Consider the following 20617-nt stretch of genomic DNA (forward strand, 5'->3'; position numbering starts at 1 on the left):
GAGCGAGCGCACGTAGGTGTCCTCGCCGACCGGGCTCTCGGCCAGGAATTCCTCCGACGCGCTGCCGCCCATCGCTCCCGACGTGGCGGCGACGATGACGTAGCGCACGCCCAGACGCGCGAGGATGCGCTGATAGGTCTCGCGGTGGGCCTGGTAGCTGGCGGCCAGGCCGGCCTCGTCCAGGTCGAAGGAGTAGGAGTCCTTCATCACGAATTCGCGGCCGCGCAGGATGCCCGCCCGCGGCCGTTCCTCGTCGCGGTACTTGGTCTGGATCTGGTACAGCGTGACCGGCAGATCCTTGTAGGAGTTGTACTCGCCCTTCACCGTGAGCGCGAACAGTTCCTCGTGGGTCGGGCCGAGCAGGTAGTCCGCGCCCTTGCGATCCTGGAGTCGGAACAGCGCGTCGCCGTACTCGGTCCAGCGCTTGGTGGCCTCGTAGGGTTCGCGCGGCAGCAGGGCGGGCAGCGAGATCTCCTGCGCGCCCATCGCGTTCATCTCCTGCCGCACGACCTCCTCCACCCGGCGCAGCACCTTGAGCCCCAGCGGCAGCCACGAGTACACGCCGGGCGCGATGCGCCGCACGTAGCCGGCGCGCACGAGCAGTTTGTGGCTGGGCACCTCGGCGTCGGCGGGATCGTCGCGCAGGGTGCGCAGGAACAGGTGCGAGAGGCGGGTGATCACGGGTGCACAGAGTAGTCCTCGTGCCCCGCGGCCTGCCGCAACGCCTCGGACCGGGAGTACCGTATCCGGTCGTGCTGGTGCTGCTGCCTCCCTCGGAGACCAAGTCGGACGGTGGCGCGCACGCGCCCCTGGAACTGGCGGAGCTGTCGATGCCGCAGCTCACGGCCGTGCGCGAGCGGTTGATCGGCGCGCTGGTGGACCTGGCGGGCGACCCGGAGGCCACCCGCACCGCCCTGGGCCTCGGCAAGGGGGCCGAGGCGGAGATCGCGCGCAACGCCGCCCTGCGCACCGCACCGACCCATCCCGCGCTCCAGCGCTACACCGGAGTGCTCTACGACGCGCTGGACGCGCTGTCGTTCACCCGCGTGCAGCGCGACAAGGCCCGCGCGCGACTGGCCATCGGATCGGCGCTGTTCGGCGTGGTCCGCGCGGGCGACCGCATCCCCGCCTATCGCCTCTCGGGCGGTTCCAAACTGCCCGGCCTGCCGACGCTGTCGGCGGTGTGGCGCGACGAACTCGCCCCCGCGCTGACCGCGGAGACCGACGGCGATCTGGTGATCGACCTGCGCTCGGGCGCCTACCAGCAACTCGGTCGGGTGCCGGGGGCGATCACCGCCGACGTGGTCACCGAGCACGCCGACGGAAGCCGCAGTGTGGTCAGCCATTTCAACAAGCACCACAAAGGGCTGCTGGCGCGCGCGCTGGTGCTCACCCGGGCCGACCCGACCGATGTCCGCGGCGTCGCGCGGGTGGCGAGGAAGGCGGGGCTGCGGGTCGAGATCGTCTCCCCGACCGAACTGGTCGTCGTCACCTGAGTCGCGCCGCCGACCCGCCCGCGTCCCGGTGAGCCGGTTCCTCGGTGGGCCGCTCGGTTTTCGGCACAGTCGGTTTCGGACGAGCGCCTACTCCGTGAGCGCGGCCAGTTCCCGGGCGAGGTTCGCGCGCGCCTTCGCCTCGTAGCGTTCCCGGCCCAGCGGGGTGTGGAACAGTCGCTCCTGGTCGGCCAGACTGCGCAGCACCGCCGCGCGACCGGTGCGGAACAGGTCGTCGGGCACGTGCCGGTATTCGGCGCGCACGGCGGCGGTGTAAGCGGCGTACCCGGCGGTGTCGGCGGCCAGCACGGCCAGGTCGGCGTCGCAGAGGACGCCGCCGTCGCGGTCCTCGGGGGCGGGGTCGTGGCGCGCGGTGACCCGCACGAGTCGTCCGACCTCGCGGGCGAATCCGGCGGAGTGACCGAGGGTCGGCAGGACGGATTCGGCGAGTTCCGCGCTGCGTTCCTCGTTGTCGGCGCGGTCGACGGCGTAGATCGCGTCGTGGAACCAGGCGGCGTGGCGGACCGCGGCGAGGTCGACGGCGGCCGGGGCCAGATCGTCGATGACCGCGAGCATGGCGGCAAGGTGGTGCACGGTGTGGTAGCGGCGGTGGGGTTCGGCGTAGCGGGCCACCAGATCCGCTCCCACCGCTTCGGCCCCGGGTCCGGCGAGGTCCGTCCAGCGGCGCAGCAGGTCCTCTTCGACATCGCTCATCCGCCGAGTCTGGCGCGCGGAGTCGGTGTCCGGCAACGGTTCACCCGCGTGGGATCGACCACTGTCGTGGCGGTTTCAATCAGTGATTGAACTTCTGTTTGAAACGTGTTCTACTTTCGACATGGCCGAGAAGGTATCCACCGGCACCAGGGCGCGACTGCTGGCCGCGGCGGAACGACTGCTGCTGACCGAGCCGTACGACGAGGTGTCGGTGCGCGCGGTCTGCGCCGAGGCCGGAGCCAACCCGGCGGCCGTGCACTACCACTTCGGCTCCAAGGAAGCCCTGGTCGGCGCGCTGATCGAGGATCGACTCGGACCGCTGTGGGCGGGCGGCATGGCCGCGGCGACACCGGGCGCGGACTCGGTTCCGGCACTGGTCGACGCCATCCTCGCGCCCTTCGTCGACCTGGCCGCCGACCCGATGGGCAGGTTGCACCTGCGCCTGCTGGCCCGCTTCGTACTCGGCAGGCACCTCACCGCCTGGCAGGGCCGCTGGTTCCGGATGGACTCCTGGACGGCGCTGCTCCCGCACCTGGCCACCGGCGAGGCCCGCCGCCGCTGGATGTTGGCCTTCGACCTGATCATCATGCGATTCGGCAGCCCCGAGATCGAGGAATACGGCATCTCCGAACGCGCGGTGACGACACTGCGGGATTTCGTCGTCGCCGGACTCACCACGGCACAGGAGTGACCATGCACGACATCTTCGCACCGGCCCGCCTCGGCCCGATCACCCTGCGCAACAGGGTGATCAAGGCCGCCACCTTCGAAGGACGCAGCCCCGACGCGCTCGCCACCGACGATCTGATCGAATTCCACCGCGAACTCGCCGCGGGCGGTGTCGGCATGACCACGGTCGCCTACCTCGCGGTCGCCCCGGGCGGACGCACCGACCGGCACCAGATCTGGCTGCGCCCCGAGGCCGTGCCCGGCCTGCGCCGACTGACCGACGCCGTCCACGCCGAGGGGGCCGCGGCCAGCGCCCAGATCGGTCACGCGGGCCCGGTGGCCAACGCCGCCTCCAACCGCGCGCCCGCGCTCGCGCCGAGTCCGCTGTTCAGCCCGCTCGGCATGCGGGCGATGAAAGCGCCCGACGAAACCGACCTGGGCGACCTGGTGCGAGCGCACGCGCGCGCCGCCCTGCTGGCCGAACAGGCCGGATTCGACGCGGTGGAAATCCATTTCGGCCACAACTACCTGGTCAGCGCATTCCTGAGCCCCCTGCTCAACCGCCGCCGCGACGGCTACGGCGGCTCCACCCGCAATCGCGCGCGCCTGGCGCGCGAGATCGCCGTCGCGGTCGCCGACGCGGTCGGCGGCAGACTCGCGGTCACCGCGAAACTCAACATGGAGGACGGTCGCCGCGGCGGGCTGACGGTGCCCGAGGCCCTGCAGGTCGCCGCCTGGCTCGAAGCCGACGGCGCGCTCGACGCGCTCGAACTCACCGCGGGCAGTTCCCTGCTCAACCCGATGCTGCTGTTCCACGGCGACGCGCCGCGCGCCGAATTCGCGAAAGTGCTGCCGGGACCGGCCCGCTGGGGCTTCCGCCTGGTCGGGCGCGCGTTCCTGAAGGAATACCCCTACCGCGACACCTACCTGCTCGAACGGGCCCGCCAGTTCCGCCGCGAACTGTCCATGCCGCTGATCCTGCTCGGCGGGATCACCGACCGCGACACCATGGACACCGCCATGCGCGAGGGCTTCGACTTCGTCGCCATGGGGCGCGCCCTGCTGCGCGAACCCGATCTGCTGCACCGCATCCGCGCCGACGCGAGCACCCGTTCGGCGTGCGTGCACTGCAACCGCTGCATGCCCACCATCTACACCCGCACCCGGTGCGTCTACCGCCCCGACGCGCCCCACGACCCGATCACGGTGCGCGTGCGCACCACCGACGAGGAGATCTCATGACCGACCGCCTGACCGGACGGGTGGCGCTGATCAGCGGCGGCGCCTCGGGCATGGGCGCCGCCCACGCGCGGGCCTTCCTCGCCGAAGGCGCCGCGGTGGTCCTGGGCGACATCGCCGACGAAGCGGGCGAACGACTCGCCGCCGAACTCGGTGAACGCGCCGCCTACCTCCACCTCGACGTCACCCGCGCGGGCGACTGGGACGCCGCCGTCGCCGAAACCGTGCGCCGCTTCGGCAAACTCGACGTCCTGGTCAACAACGCGGGCATCCTCGACGGCGGCCCGCTGGGCCAGTACTCCGAGAAGCAGTGGCAGAACATCCTCGCGATCAACCTCACCGGGCCGTTCCTGGGACTCAGCGCCGCCCGCGACGCGCTCGTCGCCGCCCGGCCCGCCAGCGTCGTCAACATCTCCTCGGCGGCCGGTCTGCAAGGCGTCGCGGGCGTACACGGCTACACCGCCTCCAAATTCGGCCTGCGCGGACTCACCAAATCCGCCGCACTGGAACTCGCCCCGCACGGCGTGCGCGTCAACTCGGTGCACCCCGGCGGCATCCTGACCTCGATGATCGGTGCGGACGACACCGCCACCGTGGATCGCGACAGCGACACCCGCACCCGACTCGGCGTCCCCGACGAAGTCAGCCCGCTGCTGGTCTACCTCGCGAGCCACGAGTCCAGCTACTGCACCGGCGCGGAATTCGTCGTCGACGGCGGCATGACCGCGGGCTGAGCCACCGGACCACTTCTCGGGAAACGGCACCTCGGGCTACGACGATCACCTCGCCACACGTCGCCTCGACCGGGCGCGCCTGCCAGAATCGAAGGGCGTGCGCGTGTCCCCGCCCCGCGAGCGCCAACCCCGACTCGAAGGCGTTCCCATGTCGAACAAACCACCGGACGGCCCCGCCCGACTGCCCGCCCTCACCGCGGCCGAGAAGGATCTCGTGCACTACCTGCTGCGCGCCATCGACCTGATCGGCCGCATGAACCCCTCTCAGGAGCCGGGCCGCGTCCCCACCAGCGCCTACCGCCACTCCGCGCAGGCACTGGTCGCCGCCGCGGCCGACATCAACGCCGCCGTCGAGCGCATGATCGAACGAGGCGAAGAAGACCTCTTCGCCCCCACCCTCACCACCGCCATGCTCCTGCTCGACGCCGAACGCCGCTCCGAACGCGCGGTGGTCCGCACCCGCTTCCCCCGCCCCTGAGCGGTTACCGACGGGTCGGGATAAGTGGAGAAGGGCGTCAAGAGCACGGCGCAGCGCGAACTCGCCGAGACCCAGGGCCTGCTGACCAAGCCCGCGCTGCCGGCCGGTATCGCGCGCACCTACCAGCCCAAGGACGAGGAAGGCGAGCAGTTGCCCGCCGAATCCACCCGCGTGCAGGTCAAGTCCGAGGAGGTGCTGCGGCGCACGGCCGCGACGCTGACCCGACTGTTCGACGTCACGGCGACCAAGGACTGGGCCAACACCTAGGCCAGGGCCGACGTCACCGTCGACGGTACGACCCTGCTCGCCGGCGTGCCCGTGTCCTACCTGCTGTTCCTGGAGAAGCAGCTCAACGAACTGCACGGGTTCGTCAAGAAGCTGCCCGTCCTCGACGCGGCCGAGGCGTGGTCCTTCGACGACTCCAGCGACACCTGGCGCACCGACGCGGTCCGCACGCTGCGCACCAAGAAGGTGCCGCGCAACCACGTCAAGGCCGAGGCCACCGAGAAGCACCCGGCCCAGGTCGAGGTGTACTACGAGGACATCGCCATCGGCCATTGGACCACGGTGAAGTTCTCCGGCGCGCTGCCCGCGCGGCGGGTCAACGAACTGGCCGAGCGGATCGAGAAGCTCGCGCAGGCGGTGAAGTTCGCGCGCGAGGAGGCCAACGGGACCGAGATCACCGACCGCAAGGCGGGTGAGGTGATCTTCGGCTACCTGTTCCGATGAGGCCGGTCCGGGGCGCGCGGCGCGTCCCGGACCCACAGTCGTTCCCGCCTTCGCGCGGGAACAGCGCGGGAGCGCACACTCAAACTGAAGGTGAAGCTGAATCACACGGTGTCAGTGCGGGTTCGAGTCCCGCCCCGGGTACCCGCCCGGGTAGCCCAACCGGCAGAGGCAGCCGTGACGAGGCTCAGATTCTCGCTCCAGCACGAGTATTCGCCGCCGAACACCGATCGTGAGGAAAGGACGGCGAGCGTCGAGATGCCGGTTCGACTCCGGCTCCCTCAGCCAGTGGGGGATGGTTCCAAAGGCAGGACGCGACGTGTCAGGGTGATCCGATCCCTCGATCAGGATTGTGCGAATATCGGCGGCATTGCATGGGACTCGGGGGCAGGCTAGCCCCCCGGGTCCTCCCGTATCCGGGCCGGGCGGAATGTTCGGGGGCGCGCGGATGTTCCTCCGAAGCGTGACCACAGCCGAACTCTCCGACGACCTCAAGAAGCACATCGACGACACGAAGGTGTTCGCCACCGCGGCGACCATCGATGCCGACGGCAGGCCGCACCTGACGGTGGTGTGGATCGAACGCGACGGCGAGGACATCCTGTTCTCCACGACCCGCCCGCGCAAGCAGGGCCGCAACATCCTGCGCGACCCGCGGGTGACGATCCTGATCCTGCCGCCGGACAACCCGTACGTGTACGCGGAGATCCTGGGCACCGCGACGGTGACCGACGATCCGAAGCGGGATCTGCCGAACCGGTTGGCGCGCAAGTACGTCGGCACGGACTACGCGGATCTGAACCCCGAAGCCCCGGACGACGGCCCCGACCGCATCATCGTGCGGGTCACGCCGCAGAAGGTCGTCAGCCGGATCTGAGCACTCGTGCGCGGCGGCTCACGGTTCGTCGCCCACGCTCACGCGCGCTGGGACTCCTCCTGCGCGTGGTGGGCCTGGGCGATCTGCTGCGGGGTGAACCGCAGGGTGAGCGCGATCAAGCCGATGAGGACGGCGACGCCCGCGCACACCGCGAGCACCAGCGTGTAGCCGTTGCTGAGGGCGTCGATCTGGGCGGCGGTCATACTCGCGGAGTGGCCGGTGTTGCCGCCGAGGGACAGCGTGCGCGACACCGCGACCGGGGTCAGGATGCCGATCGCGAGCGGGGTGCCCAGGTTCATGAACATCTGGCCGACGGCGGCGAGCGGACCGATGTCGGAGGGGGGCACGCCGACCAGCACGCACAGCGGGGCCAGCACCATCGCGACGCCGACGCCCGCGCCGATGACCACGAGCAGGATCAGCAGCGTGGGCAGGTAGGTGACGTGGCGGTCCAGCGTGGAGGCGAACAGCAACCCGACCGCGAGGACGGTGGCGGCCCCGGCCAGCAGCCAGCGGGGGGCCACGAACAGCACCGCCTTGGAGGCCGCGGCCGCGCCGACGCCGATGCCGACGGTGAACGGAATGCAGGCCACGCCCGCGTAGAGCGGGCTGTAGTGCAGGACGTTCTGGAGGAACTGGGCGACGAAGTAGGTCATCGCCCCGAGCACGCCGCCCGCGAGCAGGATGAGCACGAAGGTGGCGACGCGGTCGCGGCTGTCGAACAGCGACCACGGCACCAGCGGGTTGTCGACCCGGCGTTCGGCGAACACGAACGCTACGAGCAGGACGAAACCGCCGACCAGGGAGCCGATGATGGACCAGTGGCCCCAGCCGAGTTCGGGCCCTTCGGTCGCGCCGAACACGATGGCGGTGCAGGCCAGGGTGCCCAGGACCGCGCCGCGGATGTCGAGGCCGACGCGGTGGTGGTCGGTGTCGGTGAGGCAGTAGACCGCGCCGAGCACGATGAGCACGCCGATGGGGACGTTGATGAGGAAGATCCAGCGCCAGGACAGTTCGGTGAGCGCGCCGCCGATGACCAGGCCGCCGACCGAACCGACGCCCACCATCGAACCGACGATGGCGATGGCCTGGTTGCGGGCCTTGCCGGGGGCGAAGGTGGTCGCGACCAGCGCGAAGGCGGAGGGTGCCGCCAGCGCCGCGCCCATGCCTTGCAGGGCGCGCGCGGCGATGAGCATGGCTTCGCCGGTGGCCAGACCGCACAGCAGCGAGGCGAAGGTGAACAGGGCGACGCCGACGATGAGCATTCGTTTGCGGCCGAACGCGTCGCCGATGCGTCCGCCGAGCAGCATCAGACCGGCGAAGGTCAGTCCGTAGGAGGTGACCGTCCAGGCGCTGCCCGAACTGGACAGCCCCATCTCCTGCTGTAGTCGCGGCAGGGCCAGGATCACCACGCTGCCGTCGAGCACCACCATGAGTTGCAGACCGCTCAGCACGAAGATGGCGAGCCCGAAGGCCCGCTGCGTCACCGGGTACTGCATCGCCGCAGCGGGTTTCTGGAGCATGGTGAGCCACTGTAACGGACACCGGCTCGGGGGCCGGTCGCCGCCGTGGAAGCGACCGAGGCCCCACAACCGACCGACCGCCGCGTTGTGAACACCCTCGAGCTCAGATCGCCTCGGGGTCGGCGGAGAACCCGGCGGTGGGGCCGATGACGACGATGGCGGGCGGGCGGATGCCCTCGGCGCGGACCCGCTGGGCGACGGTGCCCAGGTCGGCGCGCAGCACGCGCTGGGTGCGCAGGGTGCCTTCCTGGATGACGGTGGCCGGGGTCTCGGCGGGGCGGCCGCCCGCGAGCAGCGCGGCGGCGAACTGTTCGATGCGTTCGACGGCCATCATCAGCACCAGCGTGCCGCGCAGTCGGCCCAGCGCGGGCCAGTCGACCAGGGATTCGGGGTGGTCGGGGGCGAGGTGTCCGCTGACCACGACGAATTCGTGGGTGACACCGCGGTGGGTGACCGGGATGCCCGCGGCGGCGGGGACGGAGATGGGACTGGTGACGCCGGGGACGACGGTGACGGGGACGCCCGCCTCGACGCAGGCTTCCAGTTCTTCGTAGCCGCGTCCGAACACGTAGGGGTCGCCGCCTTTGAGGCGGACCACGAATTTGCCCGCCTTGGCCCCTTCGACCAGTGCGGTGTTGATCGCCTCCTGGGCCATCGCGCGCCCGTAGGGGATCTTCGCGGCGTCGACGACCTCGACGTCGGGGCCGAGTTCGGCGAGCAGTTCCGGCGGGGCGAGGCGGTCGGCGACGACCAGGTCGGCTCTGGCCAGCAGTCTGCGCCCGCGCACGGTGATCAGGTCGGGATCACCGGGGCCGCCGCCGACCAGTGCGACGCCGGGGGCGATCGGCGTCGAATCGTCGGTCACCACACCCGATTGCAGCGCTTCGAGCAACGCGGTGCGGATGGCCGCCGAGCGGCGGTGCGCGCCGCCGGCGAGCACGCCGAGCGACATGCCGTCGTAGCGCGCGGTGGCCGGGGTGACGGCGGTGCCGAGGCGGGCGTTGTCGGCGCGCACGCAGAACACGCGGCGGCGTTCGGCCTCGGCGACGACGGCCGCGTTGGTGGCGGGTTCGTCGGTGCAGGCGATGGCGTACCAGGCGCCGTCGAGGTCGCCGTCGGCGTAGGGGCGCAGGGTCAGGTTCAGCTGTCCGGCGCTCGCCATCCCCTCGACCGCCGGAGTCACTTCGCGGCTGACGACGTGCACGTCGGCGCCCGCGGCGATGAGCAGTCCGAGGCGGCGCTGGGCCACCGATCCGCCGCCGACCACGACGACGCGGCGACCGTGCAGATCGAGCCCGACCAGGTAGTTCGGGTCGCCGGGCGGCGCGGGTTCGGTGGGGTCTGACGTTGTCGGCACAAGGGACGAGACTACGGCCTCGGCGCGCGGGCCCCGCAGACGGATTCGGGCATGTGCGCGCCGTCACGGACCGGGCCGCGACCGCTCCCGCACAGAGTCGGACAATCCGGTCATTGGCGGCGGGGACCGACCGGTTCCTATACTCGCCGCATGAAGGGTTGGGTGTCCGCGCTGCGGGCAGCGGCGGTGGCGGTGGCCGTCCTCGCGGCGAACATGACAGCCGCTGGGGCGCAAGCGGATCCGGGATACGCGCCGAACGCGGGGATCGAGTCGACCTACTCCGCGCCGGGGCCGTGGCAGGTGAGCGAACGACACGGGGCGGACTGCTGCGACGGCGCCGGGTCCGGCTACGCGCTGTGGTATCCGAGCGCGCTGGGCGCGGGCGGAACCCGGCACCCCGTCGTGCTGTGGGGCAACGGCACCAACGCGGTGCCGGATCAGTACGCCTATCTGCTGCGCCACCTGGCGTCGTGGGGGTTCGTGGTCATCGCGACCGAGAATTCCTTCACCGGGTCCGGGGTCGCGATCAGGGAATCGCTGAACTATCTGCTCGACCGCGCCGCCGATCCGGGGTCGGTGTTCTTCGGCCGACTCGACACCGCCGCGGTGGGCGCGATCGGTCATTCCCAGGGGGCGACGGGCGTGGTGAACGCCCTGCGCGACGCGCACGGCGCGATCCGCACCGCCGTGCCGCTGGAGATCCCCGCGCAGGCGCTGTGCTCGAACAAGCCGACCTGCGCCGACACCGGAACGGTCGGCGCGGGATCGCTGTTCTTCGTCAACGGTTCGGCCGACGCGTTCATCTCGCCGTCGCGGCAGCCGATCCCGTGGCAGGCGGTGGGGCTGCAATCGAATCTGGCCTACTACGAGGCGACCCCGCCGCAGGTGCCGAAGGTGTGGGCGACGCTCAACGGCCCCGACCACAACGATGTGCAGGGTCAGCCCGACTGCGCGGCGGCCTCCGCGCCGTGCTCGGTCGGGGTGGCGGGCTATCTCGGCTATCCGACGGCCTGGCTGGTCGCCCAGTTGCGGGGCGACGCCGCCGCGCGCCGGGCCTTCGTGGCCGGAACCGGCGAGTTGTTCCGGCCCTCGCCGCACTGGAGCAACCAGACGAGTTCGCTGTGGTGAGCGGCGCGCGCGTCGCGTCGCGTGGCGCGCGCGGGCGTGCTTGGCTCGGCGCATGAGCATCGAATCGGTCGAGGCCCTGCTCGAGGTGGCCTACGGGGAAGCGCTGCGCGGACTGTCCGAGGGCGGCGTGCCGATCGGCGCGGCGCTGTTCGACGCGGACGGCACCCTGCTGGGCAGCGGACACAATCGCCGGGTGCAGTCGGGTGATCCGAGCATGCACGCCGAGACCGACGCCTTCCGCGCGGCGGGCCGCCGCCGCGACTACCGCTCGACCACCATGGTGACCACCCTGTCGCCGTGCTGGTATTGCAGCGGCTTGGTGCGTCAGTTCGGGATCGGCGCGGTGATCGTCGGCGAGGCGAGCACCTTCCACGGCGGTCACGACTGGCTGGCCGAGCACGGCGTGCGGGTCACCGTGCTGGAGGACCGGCGCTGCGTCGACCTGATGACCGCGTTCATCGCCGATCAGCCCGCGCTGTGGTTCGAGGACATCGGGGTCGCCGATCCCGAGTGAGACTCACTCGAAGGCGGGACTCTCCCGCACCCAGTGGAATCCGCCGCGCCGCACCGGGAGATCCGCGGGGTCGAACCGGTCGAGGGTGATCGCGACGGGCATGCCCGCGAGCGGTGTTTCCGCGCGTCGGGGTGGCTCCGCGGCGCTGGGGAAAGGCCCGGATGTTTCTTCGGTCCTTTTCCGGCGCGAAACAACTAGAACACGTTACAGTCACCTCCCGGACGCGGCACGCTCAGGAGGACACCGATGGCCGAGGCATCCGACCACACCGAACGCATGAAGCTGACCGTCAGCGAACGCGATCTCGAGCACTTGGCCGAGGACCTGTCGCGCTGGCTCGGCGGACGGGTCGGGGCCGACGGACCGCCCGCCATCTCCCGCCTGGCCCGCCCGGAATCCGGCGGCATGTCCAGCACCTCGATCCTGTTCGACGCCGACTGGCGGGCCGGAGGCCGCGACGAACACGGCTCCTTCGTCGCCCGCCTGGCCCCCGACGCCGACGCCTTCCCGGTGTTCCGCGATTACGACCTGCCCACCCAGTACCGGGTCATGGAAGGCGTCGCGGCCGCCACCGACGTGCCCGTCCCCGGACTGTGCTGGCTCGAGACCGGGGAGAACCCGCTCGGCGCGCCCTTCTTCGTCATGCGGCGCGTCGACGGGCGGGTCCCCTCGGACAACCCGCCCTACGTCTTCGTCGGCTGGCTGTTCGACGCCACCGACGACGAACGCGCGCACCTGACCCACAAGACCCTCGAGATCATCGCCGCGATCCACGCCATCGACGACCCCACCGCCCGCTTCCCCATGCTCGACGGCCCCGGCTCGGGACTGCGCCGCCACGTCGACGCCCAGAAGGACTGGTACCGGTGGGCGCTGGCCGACGACGGCTACGACATCCCGCTCATCGACCGCGGCTTCGACTGGCTCGAGCGGCACTGGCCCGCCGACCCCGGCCCCGACGTGCTCAGTTGGGGCGATGCCCGACCCGGCAACATCATCTTCGACGGCTTCGACCCCGTCGCGGTGCTGGACTGGGAGATGGCCGCGCTCGGCCCGCGCGAACTCGACCTCGCCTGGACGATCTTCATCCACCGCTTCTTCCAGGACCTCGCCGTCAAATTCGGGATGCCGGGACTGCCCGGGTTCCTGCGCCGCGACCAGGTCGCCGAGCAGTACCGCCGGATCTCCGGCCACACCCCGCGCGACCTGGACTTCTACCTGGTCTACGCGGCGCTGCGGCACGCCGTGGTGATGGCGCGCATCACCCGCAGGATGATCCACTTCGGCGAAGCCGAACCGCCCGCCGAACGCGACGACTACGTGATGCACCGGGCGTGTCTGGAGGCACTGCTCGACGGAACCTACGAATGGGACTGACCATGCCGACGCCCCTCGACGAATACGCCATCCACCAGACCCCGCTGTCGTTCGCCCGCGTCACCAGCAGCGACCGGAACTTCTACGACCGCAGCTACTTCAACGCCTCCGACCGCGGTGACACCTTCCTCGTCACCGGCTTCGGGGTGTACCCGAACCTCGGGGTCACCGACGCGTTCGCCTGCGTGCGCCGTGGCGACATCCAGCGCACGGTGCGCTTCTCCGACGCCCTGGCCGAACGCGGACTCGACATGAAGGTCGGCGGCTACCGGATCGAAGTGGTCGAGGCGTTGCACCGGATCCGGGTGATCTGCGAACATGACGACCTCGGCTTCGACCTCACCTGGACCGGGGCCTTTCCCGCCGTGCAGGAACAACCGCACCTGATCCTCAACGGCAACCGGCCCATCATCGAGGCGTCCCGGTTCGCGCAGGTCGGTTCCTGGGCGGGCGCCCTGCACGTCGACGGCGACGACATCGCCGTCGATCCGGCCGTGTGGACCGGAAGCCGCGATCGCTCCTGGGGCATCCGGCCCGTCGGCGAGACCGAACCCGCGGGCCGCGCCGCGAGCGAACCGTCCGGCGGGTTCTGGTGGCTCTACGTGCCGTTGCGCTTCGACGATTTCGCCATCGTCGTCATCGTGCAGGAACAACCCGACGGCACCCGCACCCTCAACGACGCCGTCCGCGTGTGGCCGGACGGGCGCGTCGAACAACTCGGCTGGCCGCGCGTGCACATCGACTACCGCAGCGGCACCCGCGTCCCCACCGCCGCCCGCCTGGACCTCACCGCTCTCGACGGCACACCCGTCACCGTCGAGATCACCACCGGCACCGGCGTTCCCCTGCACATCGGCTGCGGCTACGGCGGCGACCCCGACTGGCAGCACGGCCAGTGGAAAGGCCGGGACTGGACCTCCACCAGTCGCTACGACCTCACCGATCCCGCCGTCGCCGCCCGCATCCCTTACGGCGTCACCGATTTCGTCGCTCACGCCCGCTGCGGCGAGGCCGAGGGCTGGGGTCTGTTCGAGCACGCCAGCCTCGGACGGCACGATCCCACCGGCTTCGCCGACTGGACCTCCGTGGCTCCCTGACCTGTTCCCGGCCGAGGGCGCGCTCGCCGCGGCGATGCCGGTCAGCGGCGCGTCGCGGCGGCCACCACGATGCCGTCGACCACGCGCTTCGGATGGGTCAACGGCGCGCGGGCGGCCAGGATCGCCGCGGCCTCCGCGACGCTCCCGGTGCCGACCGCCGCTCGGGTGCGCCGCCCCGGATTCGGCACGTCGACTCCGGCCAAGGTCTCGGCGGCGAAGGCGAGCACGGGCACCCCCAGCAGGACGGCGGCTTCGCGCACACCCGGTTCGGCGGCACGCCGGTCGAGGGTCGCCACCGCTCCGATCACACACTCCCCCAGCGCTTCTCGAATCGCCGCGACGATGCGGGCGGCGGAGGTATCCGGGCGCAGGCCGAGCCCGACCACCAACGGCGCGCGCTCTGCCGTCGGAGCCGATTCGAGCGCGGAGTCCGAGCACATCGGGGCGCTCAGGGACCGACCGGAGCGGGGAGGCGGGCGGCGGCCACGAAACGGGCGGTCGCGGCGGGGTTTCCGGCGGGGTGGGTGTGCAGATAGGAGGCGTGGACCTGGTGGCGCACCGCCCCTTCGCGCACCGTCTCGCCGGACGGGGAGCGCCACGCCCACGCCGGATCGGAGTCGCCGACGCGCACCAGGCGGGTGCGGTGGAATTCGTGCCCGACCACGCGTTCGCCCGTGCGCCACAGCGGCGAGTCCCGCAGGGCGACGGCGTCGCGATAGCCGAGGGTCAGGCGCGGGCCGAATTCGGCGTCGGCGTCGATCACACCCGCCAGCAGGTGGCCGTCCAGGGAGCGGGTCAGATAGAGCAGGCCCGCGCATTCGGCGTGGATCGGCGCACCCGCGGCGGCCAGTGCGCGCACCTGGTCCAGCAGTCGGCCGTTGGCGGCGAGGGCCGCGGCGTGCTCCTCCGGGAATCCGCCGGGGAGCATTAAACCGCCGGTGCCGGTAGGCAACTCGTCGCGCAGCGGGTCGAAGACCTCGACGCGCGCCCCGGCGGCGAGCAGCAGTTCACCGTGTTCGGCGTAGCCGAAAGTGAAAGCCGGACCGCCCGCCATCGCGATCACCGGCCCCGCGGACGCGGGCACACCGCGCGTCCCCGCGGACGCGGGCACACCGCGCGTCCCCGCGGGCGCCTCGGCTTGCGCGCGGAGTTCGGCCGACGCGTCCCAGGCCGGGCCGGTCACGGTGGACGAGGCGAGTCGTGCGACGGCGGCCAGATCCACGTGGGCGGCGACGAGGTCGGTCATCGCCTCGACGGCGGTGGTGGCGGCGGCCCCGTGTTCGACGGCGGGGATGAGGCCGAGGTGACGCGAGGGCACTTCGAGGGCGGCCAGGCGGGGCAGGCACCCCAGGACCGGCAGTCCGACGCGGTCGCAGGCGGCGCGCAGGACCTGTTCGTGGCGTTCGCTGCCGACCCGGTTCAGGATGACCCCGCCCAAGCGCACACCGCTGTCGAAGGTGGCGAAGCCGTGCAGCAGGGCGGCCAGGCTCTGACTGTGGCCGCGCGCGTCCACCACCAGGACCACCGGCGCTCCGAGCAGTCCGGCGACCTGTGCGGTGGACCCCTCGGCGACCGGACTCGCGTCCTGGTCGTCGATGCGTCCGTCGAACAGGCCCATCACGCCTTCGACCACCGCCAGGTCGCAACCGAGGACGCCGTGCCGATACAGCGGGACCACCCGCCCCGCGCCCACCAGCACCGGGTCGAGGTTGCGCCCGGGACGTCCGGCGGCGAGTCCGTGGTAGCCGGGATCGATGTAGTCGGGGCCGACCTTGAACGGCGCGACCCGGTGACCGGCCCGCCGCAGCGCGCCGATCAAACCCGTCGCCAGCGTGGTCTTGCCGCTGCCCGAGGCGGGCGCGGCGATGACGACGGCGGGCACGGGGTTCACCATTCGATGCCGCGCTGGCCTTTGCGGCCCGCGTCCATCGGATGCTTGAGCTTGGTCATCTCGGTGACCAGGTCGGCGGCTTCGATCAGGGCGGGCGGGGCGTCACGGCCGGTGATGACCACATGCTGGTTGCCGGGCCGCCGAACCAGGGTGTCCACGACTTCCTCGACGTCGACCCAGCCCCACTTGAGCGGGTAGGTGAATTCGTCCAGGACGTAGAAACGGTGCTGTTCGTCGTCCAGGCGGCGGGCGATCTCGCGCCACCCCGACCGCGCCGCGGCGGCGTGGTCCTCGTCGCTGCCCTGCTTGCGGGTCCAGGACCAGCCCTCGCCCATCTTGTGCCACTCGACGGCGCCGCCCGCGCCGGTCTGCTCGTGCAACGTCCCCAGGGTGCGGAACGCGGCTTCCTCGCCGACCTTCCACTTCGCGCTCTTCACGAACTGGAACACCGCGACGTCGAAGCCCTGGTTCCAGGCGCGCAACGCCATGCCGAAGGCCGCGGTCGACTTGCCTTTACCGGGGCCTGTGTGCACGGCGAGCACCGGTTGGTTGCGGCGCTGCCGGGTGGTGAGACCGTCGTCGGGGACGGTCTCCGGGACGCCCTTGGGCATCGGCTCTCCTAATCGTGAAGGCGGTCAGGCGGCGGCGCGGCCCGCGCCCGCGCGCACCAGGTCGGCGACCGTCGCACCGGTCAACTCGGCCAGACGCACATATCCGGCGCGCAGGTCGCGGGCCAGATCGGCGGCCAGGCCGAGGCGGATCATCCCGCGCTCGCAGTCGACCACCATCGAGGTCACCGCGTCCCGAGCGAGCAGCGCCGCGGCGGCACGGGCGCGCGGCAGCGGGTCCACGCCGCCGGTCGCGCGGCCATCGGTGAGCAGCACCAGCATCGGGCGGCGGCGCGGGTCGCGGACCCGTTCGCGGGCCACCACCCGGCGCGCTTCGAGCAGTCCCGCGGCCAGCGGCGTCTTGCCCCCGGTGCGCAGATCGGCCAGGCGACGCACGGCGATGTCGACCGACGAGGTGGGCGGCAGGACCAACTCGGCCTCGGCCCCGCGCACGGTGATCACGGCGACCTTGTCGCGGCGCTGGTAGGCGTCGCGCAACAGGGTGACGATCGCGCCCGTGACCGCGGACAGTCGGTCGCGCGCGGCCATCGACCCGGAGGCGTCGACCACGAACACGATCAGATTGCCTTCGCGCCCTTCGCGATAGGCTCCGCGCAGATCCTCGGCCGTCAGCGCCAGCGGACCCGCGATCCGGCCGCGACGATGCTGGTGCGGCGCGGCGGCGAAAACGGTGCCGAGCAGATGCAGGCCGGCGCGCGGGTCGGTGCTCGGACGGACCGTGCGGCCGTGCCGGGATTCGGCGCGCGAGCGTCGCCCGGGTGCGCCCTCGCCCACGCCGGGGACCTCCCAGCGCGGCGCGGTCACGGACCCCGGAGTCGGTGTGCCGGTGCGGTTCTCGCCAGAGCCGCCGCGTCCGTTCGGCGCGCCGCCGCCGGGGCCGTCGTCGTCCGGGCCGTCGCCTCTCGGGCCGCTGCCTTCCGGACCGCTGCCATCCGGGCCTTTGTCGTCAGGCCCTCTGCCGTCGAGCCCATCGCCGTCGAGCCCACTGCCGTCCGGTCCTCTATCGCCCGCCGCCCCGTCCTCGGGGGCGTTGCCGGAGGCGTTGTCGTCCGGGAGGCCCGCGTCCGGGCCGTCGGCACCGGAACCCTCACTGTCCGTGCGGTTGGCGGAGTCCTGTGACGAATCGGTCTGCTCCCCCGCCGCCTCGGGCGCGCCATCGCCCGCGCGCTCGACCTCCTCGGCCGCCTCGCGCATGGCCTGGTCGAGTTGGTCCTCGCTGATCCCGGGTTCGTCGAACGGGTCGCGCCTGCGGCGGTGCGGCAGCGCCAGTTCCGCGGCGATCCGCACGTCCTGTTCGGTGACGGCGTCGCCGCCGCGCCAGGCGGCGTGCGCGGCCGCGGTGCGCGCGACCACCAGGTCCGCGCGCATCCCGTCGACGTCGAAGCTCGCGCACAGCGCGGCGATGCGCCGCAGTTCGCCGTTGTCCAGGGCGATCCGGGCGACCCGTTCGCGGGCGTTGAGAATCCGTTGCGCCACTTCGCGATCGGCGGCGGCGAAGCGTTCGGCGAACCCCGCGGGGTCGGCTTCGTAGTCCAGGCGGGCGCGCACCACGGCCATCCGGGTGTCCACCTCGCGCGAGGCGACCACGTCGACGGTGAGGCCGAAGCGGTCGAGCAGTTGCGGACGCAACTCCCCCTCCTCCGGATTCATGGTGCCGACCAGGACGAAACGCGCCGGGTGCGAATGCGAGACGCCGTCGCGTTCGATGTGCACCCGGCCCATGGCCGCCGCGTCCAGCAGGACGTCGACCAGGTGGTCGTGCAGCAGGTTGACCTCGTCGACGTAGAGCACGCCGTGGTGGGCGGCGGCCAGCAGACCCGGCCGGAACGCCTGTTCCCCGTCGCGCAGCACGCGTTCCAGATCCAGCGAGCCGACCACGCGGTCCTCGGTGGCGCCCACGGGCAGTTCGACCAACCGCGCCGGGCGCGCGCCGGTTTCGTCCACGACCGGCGGGAGCAGATGGGCGAGCGCGCGCACCACTGTCGATTTGGCGGTGCCCTTCTCGCCGCGCACCAGCACGCCGCCGATGCCGGGATGGACCGCGCACAGGATCAGCGCGAGTTGCAACCGCTGCTGGCCCACGACCGCGGAGAACGGGAATCCCGCCTCGCCCTCGGCCAGGGCGGTGTGGGACGACAGTGCGGTTTCTTCGGCATGGGACACGGACACCTCACCAGACTAGGCAAGCCGTCGCGCGGCGCCGCCGTCACCCCGCCGTGCGCACGCGAACGCGCCCACCTCGGTGACCGGGGTGGGCGCGGGTGTGGGAGTACGTCAGCCGCGACGCATCGGCAGGTGCGCGATGCCGTCCTCGTCGAACGCCTCGCCGTCGGGTTCGAATCCGAACTTGGCGTACATCTCGACCAGGTAGGTCTGGGCGTTCAGGCGCACGGTCGTGGAACCGACCTCGGCCAGGGCCGCCTCCAGCAACCGGGTGGTGTAGCCGTGCCCGCGCACCGGGACGGCGGTACAGAGCCTGCCGAGTCGGAAGCTCTTCACCCCGTCGTGGTGCTCTTCGAGCAGTCGCACGGTGCCGATGATCTCACCCTCGTCGGCGAGCCAGAAGTGCCGTGTCTCCGGCAGCAGATCCCGGCCGTCGAGTTCCGGGTACGCGCACTTCTGTTCGACGACGAAGACTTCGACGCGCAGTTTCAACAGCTGATACAGGGTGGCGGTATCGAGATCCTGCGCCCATGCCCGTTTGAGTGCGACCGTTGACATCATCGCGTCTTGCTATCACACCTACGCGCGGGCCGCGACCCCCGCGGGGCGCGGCGTGTTCGCGGTCACATCGGTGAGATTGAGCGTCTTGGAGGTCCAGTCCCAGACGTCCTGGAACAGCGACTGGTTCTCCGAGAGTTTCACGCCCAGCGACGGGATCATCGTGCGCAGGGTGGGGGTCCACTGCTCGTATTCGGTGGGGAAGCAGCGCTGAAGCACGTCGAGCATGGCGGTCACACAGGTCGAGGCGCCCGGCGAGGCGCCCAGCAGACCGGCGATGCTGCCGTCGCCCGCGGCGATCACGGCGGTGCCGAGTTCGAGCACGCCGCCCACACCCTTGCGGCGGATGATCTGCACGCGCTGTCCGGCGGTGATCAGTTCCCAGTCGCGGCCGTTGGCCCGCGGGATGAACTCGCCCATCGTGTCGACCTTGCCCGCCTGCGACTTGAGCAGTTCCGAGACCAGGTACTTCACCAGCGACAGTTCGGTCAGGCCGACACCGAGCATCGGGCTCAGGTTGCCCGGGCGGATCGACTTGAACAGGTCGCCGTTGCTGCCGTCCTTGAGGAACTTCGGGGTCCAGCCCGCGTAGGGGCCGAACAGCAGTCCGGCGCGTCCGTCGATGACGCGGGTGTCCAGGTGCGGCACCGACATGGGCGGCGCGCCCACGGCGGCCTTGCCGTAGACCTTGGCGCGGTGCTTGCCGATCAGGTCGGGATTGGTACAGCGCAGGAACTGGCCGCTGACGGGGAAGCCCGCGAAGCCCTTGATCTCCTTGATGCCCGCCTTCTGCAGCAGCGGCAGCGCGCCGCCGCCCGCGCCGACGAAGACGAATTTGGCCTGCACGCTGCGCTGGGCGCCGGTGCGGGTGTTGCGGACCTTGACCACCCAACTGCCGTCGGACTGCTTGCTCAGGTTGCGTACCTCGTGACCGAAGGCCAGGTCGACGCCGGACGCGCCGAGGTAGGCGAGCAGTTCCTTGGTCAGCGAGCCGAAATCGATGTCGGTGCCCGCGTCGGTCCAGTTCAGCGCCACCGGTTCGGAGAAGTCGCGGCCGCGCGCCATCAAAGGCAGCCTGCGGGCGAACTCGTCGGGGCTGTCGATGTACTCCATGCCCGCGAACAGCGGGTGGCGCGAGAGCGCCTCGTAGCGCTTGCGCAGGTACTGCACATCGTCCGCGCCGTGGACGAAGCTCACGTGCGGGATCGGGTTGATGAAGCGCGACGGGTCGCCCAGGACGCCGTTCTCCACGGCGTGGGCCCAGAACTGCCGCGAGACCTGGAAGCGCTCGTTGATGTCGATGGCCTTGCTCACATCGACCGAGCCGTCGGCGTTCTGCGGGCTGTAGTTGAGCTCGCACAGCGCCGAGTGGCCGGTGCCCGCGTTGTTCCACGGATCGCTGCTCTCCGGCGCGGCGGCGTCGAGGCGCTCGAACAGTGAGATCGACCAG

General features: G+C 71.4%; 20 protein-coding genes and 1 pseudogene. 11 read left to right on the forward strand and 10 right to left on the reverse strand.

What is annotated here, in order from left to right; translation table 11 throughout:
• Window positions 1-681 (reverse strand): proline--tRNA ligase (gene proS / locus ON30_RS18300; protein ID WP_040708686.1); only part of this gene is annotated, 681 nt, incomplete at its 3' end.
• 71 nt (window positions 682-752) lie between these two features.
• Between proS and yaaA the strand changes: the two genes are divergently transcribed.
• A complete protein-coding gene (yaaA, locus tag ON30_RS18305) occupies window positions 753-1496 on the forward strand; it encodes a peroxide stress protein YaaA (RefSeq protein WP_040708687.1) in 744 nt (247 codons plus the stop codon).
• 87 nt (window positions 1497-1583) lie between these two features.
• Here yaaA and ON30_RS18310 read toward each other — a convergent pair whose 3' ends face one another.
• Window positions 1584-2207, reverse strand: coding sequence for an HD domain-containing protein (locus ON30_RS18310; protein WP_040708688.1), 624 nt, complete (start codon window positions 2205-2207; stop codon window positions 1584-1586).
• Window positions 2208-2328: 121 nt separating this feature from the next.
• Between ON30_RS18310 and ON30_RS18315 the strand changes: the two genes are divergently transcribed.
• The 6 genes and pseudogenes from ON30_RS18315 to ON30_RS18340 all read left to right on the forward strand — a co-directional run bounded on the left by ON30_RS18315 (window position 2329) and on the right by ON30_RS18340 (window position 6930).
• Window positions 2329-2898: a TetR family transcriptional regulator gene (locus ON30_RS18315; RefSeq protein WP_040708689.1), complete on the forward strand. Its 570-nt coding sequence runs from the start codon at window positions 2329-2331 to the stop codon at window positions 2896-2898.
• A gap of 2 nt (window positions 2899-2900) precedes the next feature.
• Window positions 2901-4118, forward strand: coding sequence for an NADH:flavin oxidoreductase (locus ON30_RS18320; RefSeq protein ID WP_040708690.1), 1218 nt, complete (start codon window positions 2901-2903; stop codon window positions 4116-4118).
• Complete coding sequence (locus ON30_RS18325) at window positions 4115-4849, forward strand: SDR family oxidoreductase (protein WP_040708691.1); 735 nt, start codon at window positions 4115-4117, stop codon at window positions 4847-4849. The genes ON30_RS18320 and ON30_RS18325 overlap by 4 nt, the downstream gene beginning before the upstream one ends.
• Window positions 4850-4997: 148 nt before the next feature.
• The gene (locus ON30_RS18330) at window positions 4998-5327 is read left to right on the forward strand and encodes a hypothetical protein (RefSeq protein ID WP_040708692.1); all 330 of its coding nucleotides are present in this window, start codon (window positions 4998-5000) and stop codon (window positions 5325-5327) included.
• A gap of 24 nt (window positions 5328-5351) precedes the next feature.
• Window positions 5352-6056 (forward strand): annotated as a pseudogene (locus tag ON30_RS42535) (DUF7873 family protein).
• Window positions 6057-6516: 460 nt separating this feature from the next.
• Entirely contained in the window at window positions 6517-6930 is a 414-nt protein-coding gene (locus ON30_RS18340; RefSeq protein WP_245554107.1) for a PPOX class F420-dependent oxidoreductase, read from the forward strand.
• A 38-nt stretch (window positions 6931-6968) separates the two neighbouring features.
• On the opposite strand, the gene ON30_RS18345 is transcribed toward ON30_RS18340, so the two are convergent.
• Both ON30_RS18345 and cobA read right to left on the reverse strand, forming a co-directional pair.
• Complete coding sequence (locus tag ON30_RS18345) at window positions 6969-8453, reverse strand: MFS transporter (protein WP_040708694.1); 1485 nt, start codon at window positions 8451-8453, stop codon at window positions 6969-6971.
• 103 nt (window positions 8454-8556) lie between these two features.
• Complete coding sequence (cobA, locus tag ON30_RS18350; protein WP_051029504.1) at window positions 8557-9810, reverse strand: uroporphyrinogen-III C-methyltransferase; 1254 nt, start codon at window positions 9808-9810, stop codon at window positions 8557-8559.
• A gap of 150 nt (window positions 9811-9960) precedes the next feature.
• Between cobA and ON30_RS18355 the strand changes: the two genes are divergently transcribed.
• The 4 genes from ON30_RS18355 (at window position 9961) to ON30_RS18370 (ending at window position 13926) form a co-directional block, all read left to right on the forward strand.
• Window positions 9961-10938 (forward strand): poly(ethylene terephthalate) hydrolase family protein, encoded by a 978-nt coding sequence (locus ON30_RS18355; RefSeq protein ID WP_040708696.1) that lies wholly within the window; start codon window positions 9961-9963, stop codon window positions 10936-10938.
• Between the two features lie 52 nt (window positions 10939-10990).
• The gene (locus ON30_RS18360; protein WP_040708697.1) at window positions 10991-11452 is read left to right on the forward strand and encodes a nucleoside deaminase; all 462 of its coding nucleotides are present in this window, start codon (window positions 10991-10993) and stop codon (window positions 11450-11452) included.
• Window positions 11453-11698: 246 nt separating this feature from the next.
• The gene (locus ON30_RS18365) at window positions 11699-12829 is read left to right on the forward strand and encodes a phosphotransferase family protein (RefSeq protein WP_040708699.1); all 1131 of its coding nucleotides are present in this window, start codon (window positions 11699-11701) and stop codon (window positions 12827-12829) included.
• The gene (locus tag ON30_RS18370; protein WP_245554108.1) at window positions 12820-13926 is read left to right on the forward strand and encodes an Rv3169 family protein; all 1107 of its coding nucleotides are present in this window, start codon (window positions 12820-12822) and stop codon (window positions 13924-13926) included. Before ON30_RS18365 ends, ON30_RS18370 begins: the two co-directional genes overlap by 10 nt.
• A 41-nt stretch (window positions 13927-13967) precedes the next feature.
• Here the strand turns inward: ON30_RS18370 and ON30_RS18375 are convergent, their stop codons facing one another.
• The 6 genes from ON30_RS18375 to mqo all read right to left on the reverse strand — a co-directional run.
• Window positions 13968-14366 (reverse strand): cobalamin biosynthesis protein, encoded by a 399-nt coding sequence (locus ON30_RS18375; protein WP_051029505.1) that lies wholly within the window; start codon window positions 14364-14366, stop codon window positions 13968-13970.
• Between the two features lie 8 nt (window positions 14367-14374).
• Complete coding sequence (locus tag ON30_RS18380) at window positions 14375-15820, reverse strand: cobyrinic acid a,c-diamide synthase CobB (protein ID WP_040708700.1); 1446 nt, start codon at window positions 15818-15820, stop codon at window positions 14375-14377.
• Entirely contained in the window at window positions 15814-16428 is a 615-nt protein-coding gene (gene cobO / locus ON30_RS18385; RefSeq protein WP_040708701.1) for a cob(I)yrinic acid a,c-diamide adenosyltransferase, read from the reverse strand. Before cobO ends, ON30_RS18380 begins: the two co-directional genes overlap by 7 nt.
• Before the next feature lie 24 nt (window positions 16429-16452).
• The gene (locus ON30_RS18390; protein WP_063719904.1) at window positions 16453-18609 is read right to left on the reverse strand and encodes a VWA domain-containing protein; all 2157 of its coding nucleotides are present in this window, start codon (window positions 18607-18609) and stop codon (window positions 16453-16455) included.
• Between the two features lie 111 nt (window positions 18610-18720).
• On the reverse strand, window positions 18721-19170 hold the full coding sequence (locus ON30_RS18395; protein ID WP_040708703.1) for a GNAT family N-acetyltransferase: 450 nt from the start codon (window positions 19168-19170) through the stop codon (window positions 18721-18723).
• An 18-nt stretch (window positions 19171-19188) separates the two neighbouring features.
• A partial coding sequence (gene mqo, locus ON30_RS18400) for a malate dehydrogenase (quinone) (RefSeq protein ID WP_040708704.1) occupies window positions 19189-20617 on the reverse strand: 1429 nt, incomplete at its 5' end.

Source organism: Nocardia takedensis NBRC 100417, from assembly GCF_000308695.1.
GTDB classification, from domain to species: domain Bacteria; phylum Actinomycetota; class Actinomycetes; order Mycobacteriales; family Mycobacteriaceae; genus Nocardia; species Nocardia takedensis.

What these genes read in the sequence shown, in the direction of transcription:
- ON30_RS18330 (WP_040708692.1), top strand. Translation starts at nt 4,998, where the DNA reads ATGTCGAACAAACCACCGGACGGCCCCGCCCGACTGCCCGCCCTCACC.
- ON30_RS18310 (WP_040708688.1), bottom strand. Translation starts at nt 2,207, where the DNA reads ATGAGCGATGTCGAAGAGGACCTGCTGCGCCGCTGGACGGACCTCGCC.
- ON30_RS18375 (WP_051029505.1), bottom strand. Translation starts at nt 14,366, where the DNA reads ATGTGCTCGGACTCCGCGCTCGAATCGGCTCCGACGGCAGAGCGCGCG.
- ON30_RS18380 (WP_040708700.1), bottom strand. Translation starts at nt 15,820, where the DNA reads ATGGTGAACCCCGTGCCCGCCGTCGTCATCGCCGCGCCCGCCTCGGGC.
- ON30_RS18360 (WP_040708697.1), top strand. Translation starts at nt 10,991, where the DNA reads ATGAGCATCGAATCGGTCGAGGCCCTGCTCGAGGTGGCCTACGGGGAA.
- ON30_RS18355 (WP_040708696.1), top strand. Translation starts at nt 9,961, where the DNA reads ATGAAGGGTTGGGTGTCCGCGCTGCGGGCAGCGGCGGTGGCGGTGGCC.
- ON30_RS18395 (WP_040708703.1), bottom strand. Translation starts at nt 19,170, where the DNA reads ATGATGTCAACGGTCGCACTCAAACGGGCATGGGCGCAGGATCTCGAT.
- ON30_RS18315 (WP_040708689.1), top strand. Translation starts at nt 2,329, where the DNA reads ATGGCCGAGAAGGTATCCACCGGCACCAGGGCGCGACTGCTGGCCGCG.
- ON30_RS18320 (WP_040708690.1), top strand. Translation starts at nt 2,901, where the DNA reads ATGCACGACATCTTCGCACCGGCCCGCCTCGGCCCGATCACCCTGCGC.
- ON30_RS18365 (WP_040708699.1), top strand. Translation starts at nt 11,699, where the DNA reads ATGGCCGAGGCATCCGACCACACCGAACGCATGAAGCTGACCGTCAGC.
- ON30_RS18370 (WP_245554108.1), top strand. Translation starts at nt 12,820, where the DNA reads ATGGGACTGACCATGCCGACGCCCCTCGACGAATACGCCATCCACCAG.
- ON30_RS18345 (WP_040708694.1), bottom strand. Translation starts at nt 8,453, where the DNA reads ATGCTCCAGAAACCCGCTGCGGCGATGCAGTACCCGGTGACGCAGCGG.
- cobO (WP_040708701.1), bottom strand. Translation starts at nt 16,428, where the DNA reads ATGCCCAAGGGCGTCCCGGAGACCGTCCCCGACGACGGTCTCACCACC.
- ON30_RS18325 (WP_040708691.1), top strand. Translation starts at nt 4,115, where the DNA reads ATGACCGACCGCCTGACCGGACGGGTGGCGCTGATCAGCGGCGGCGCC.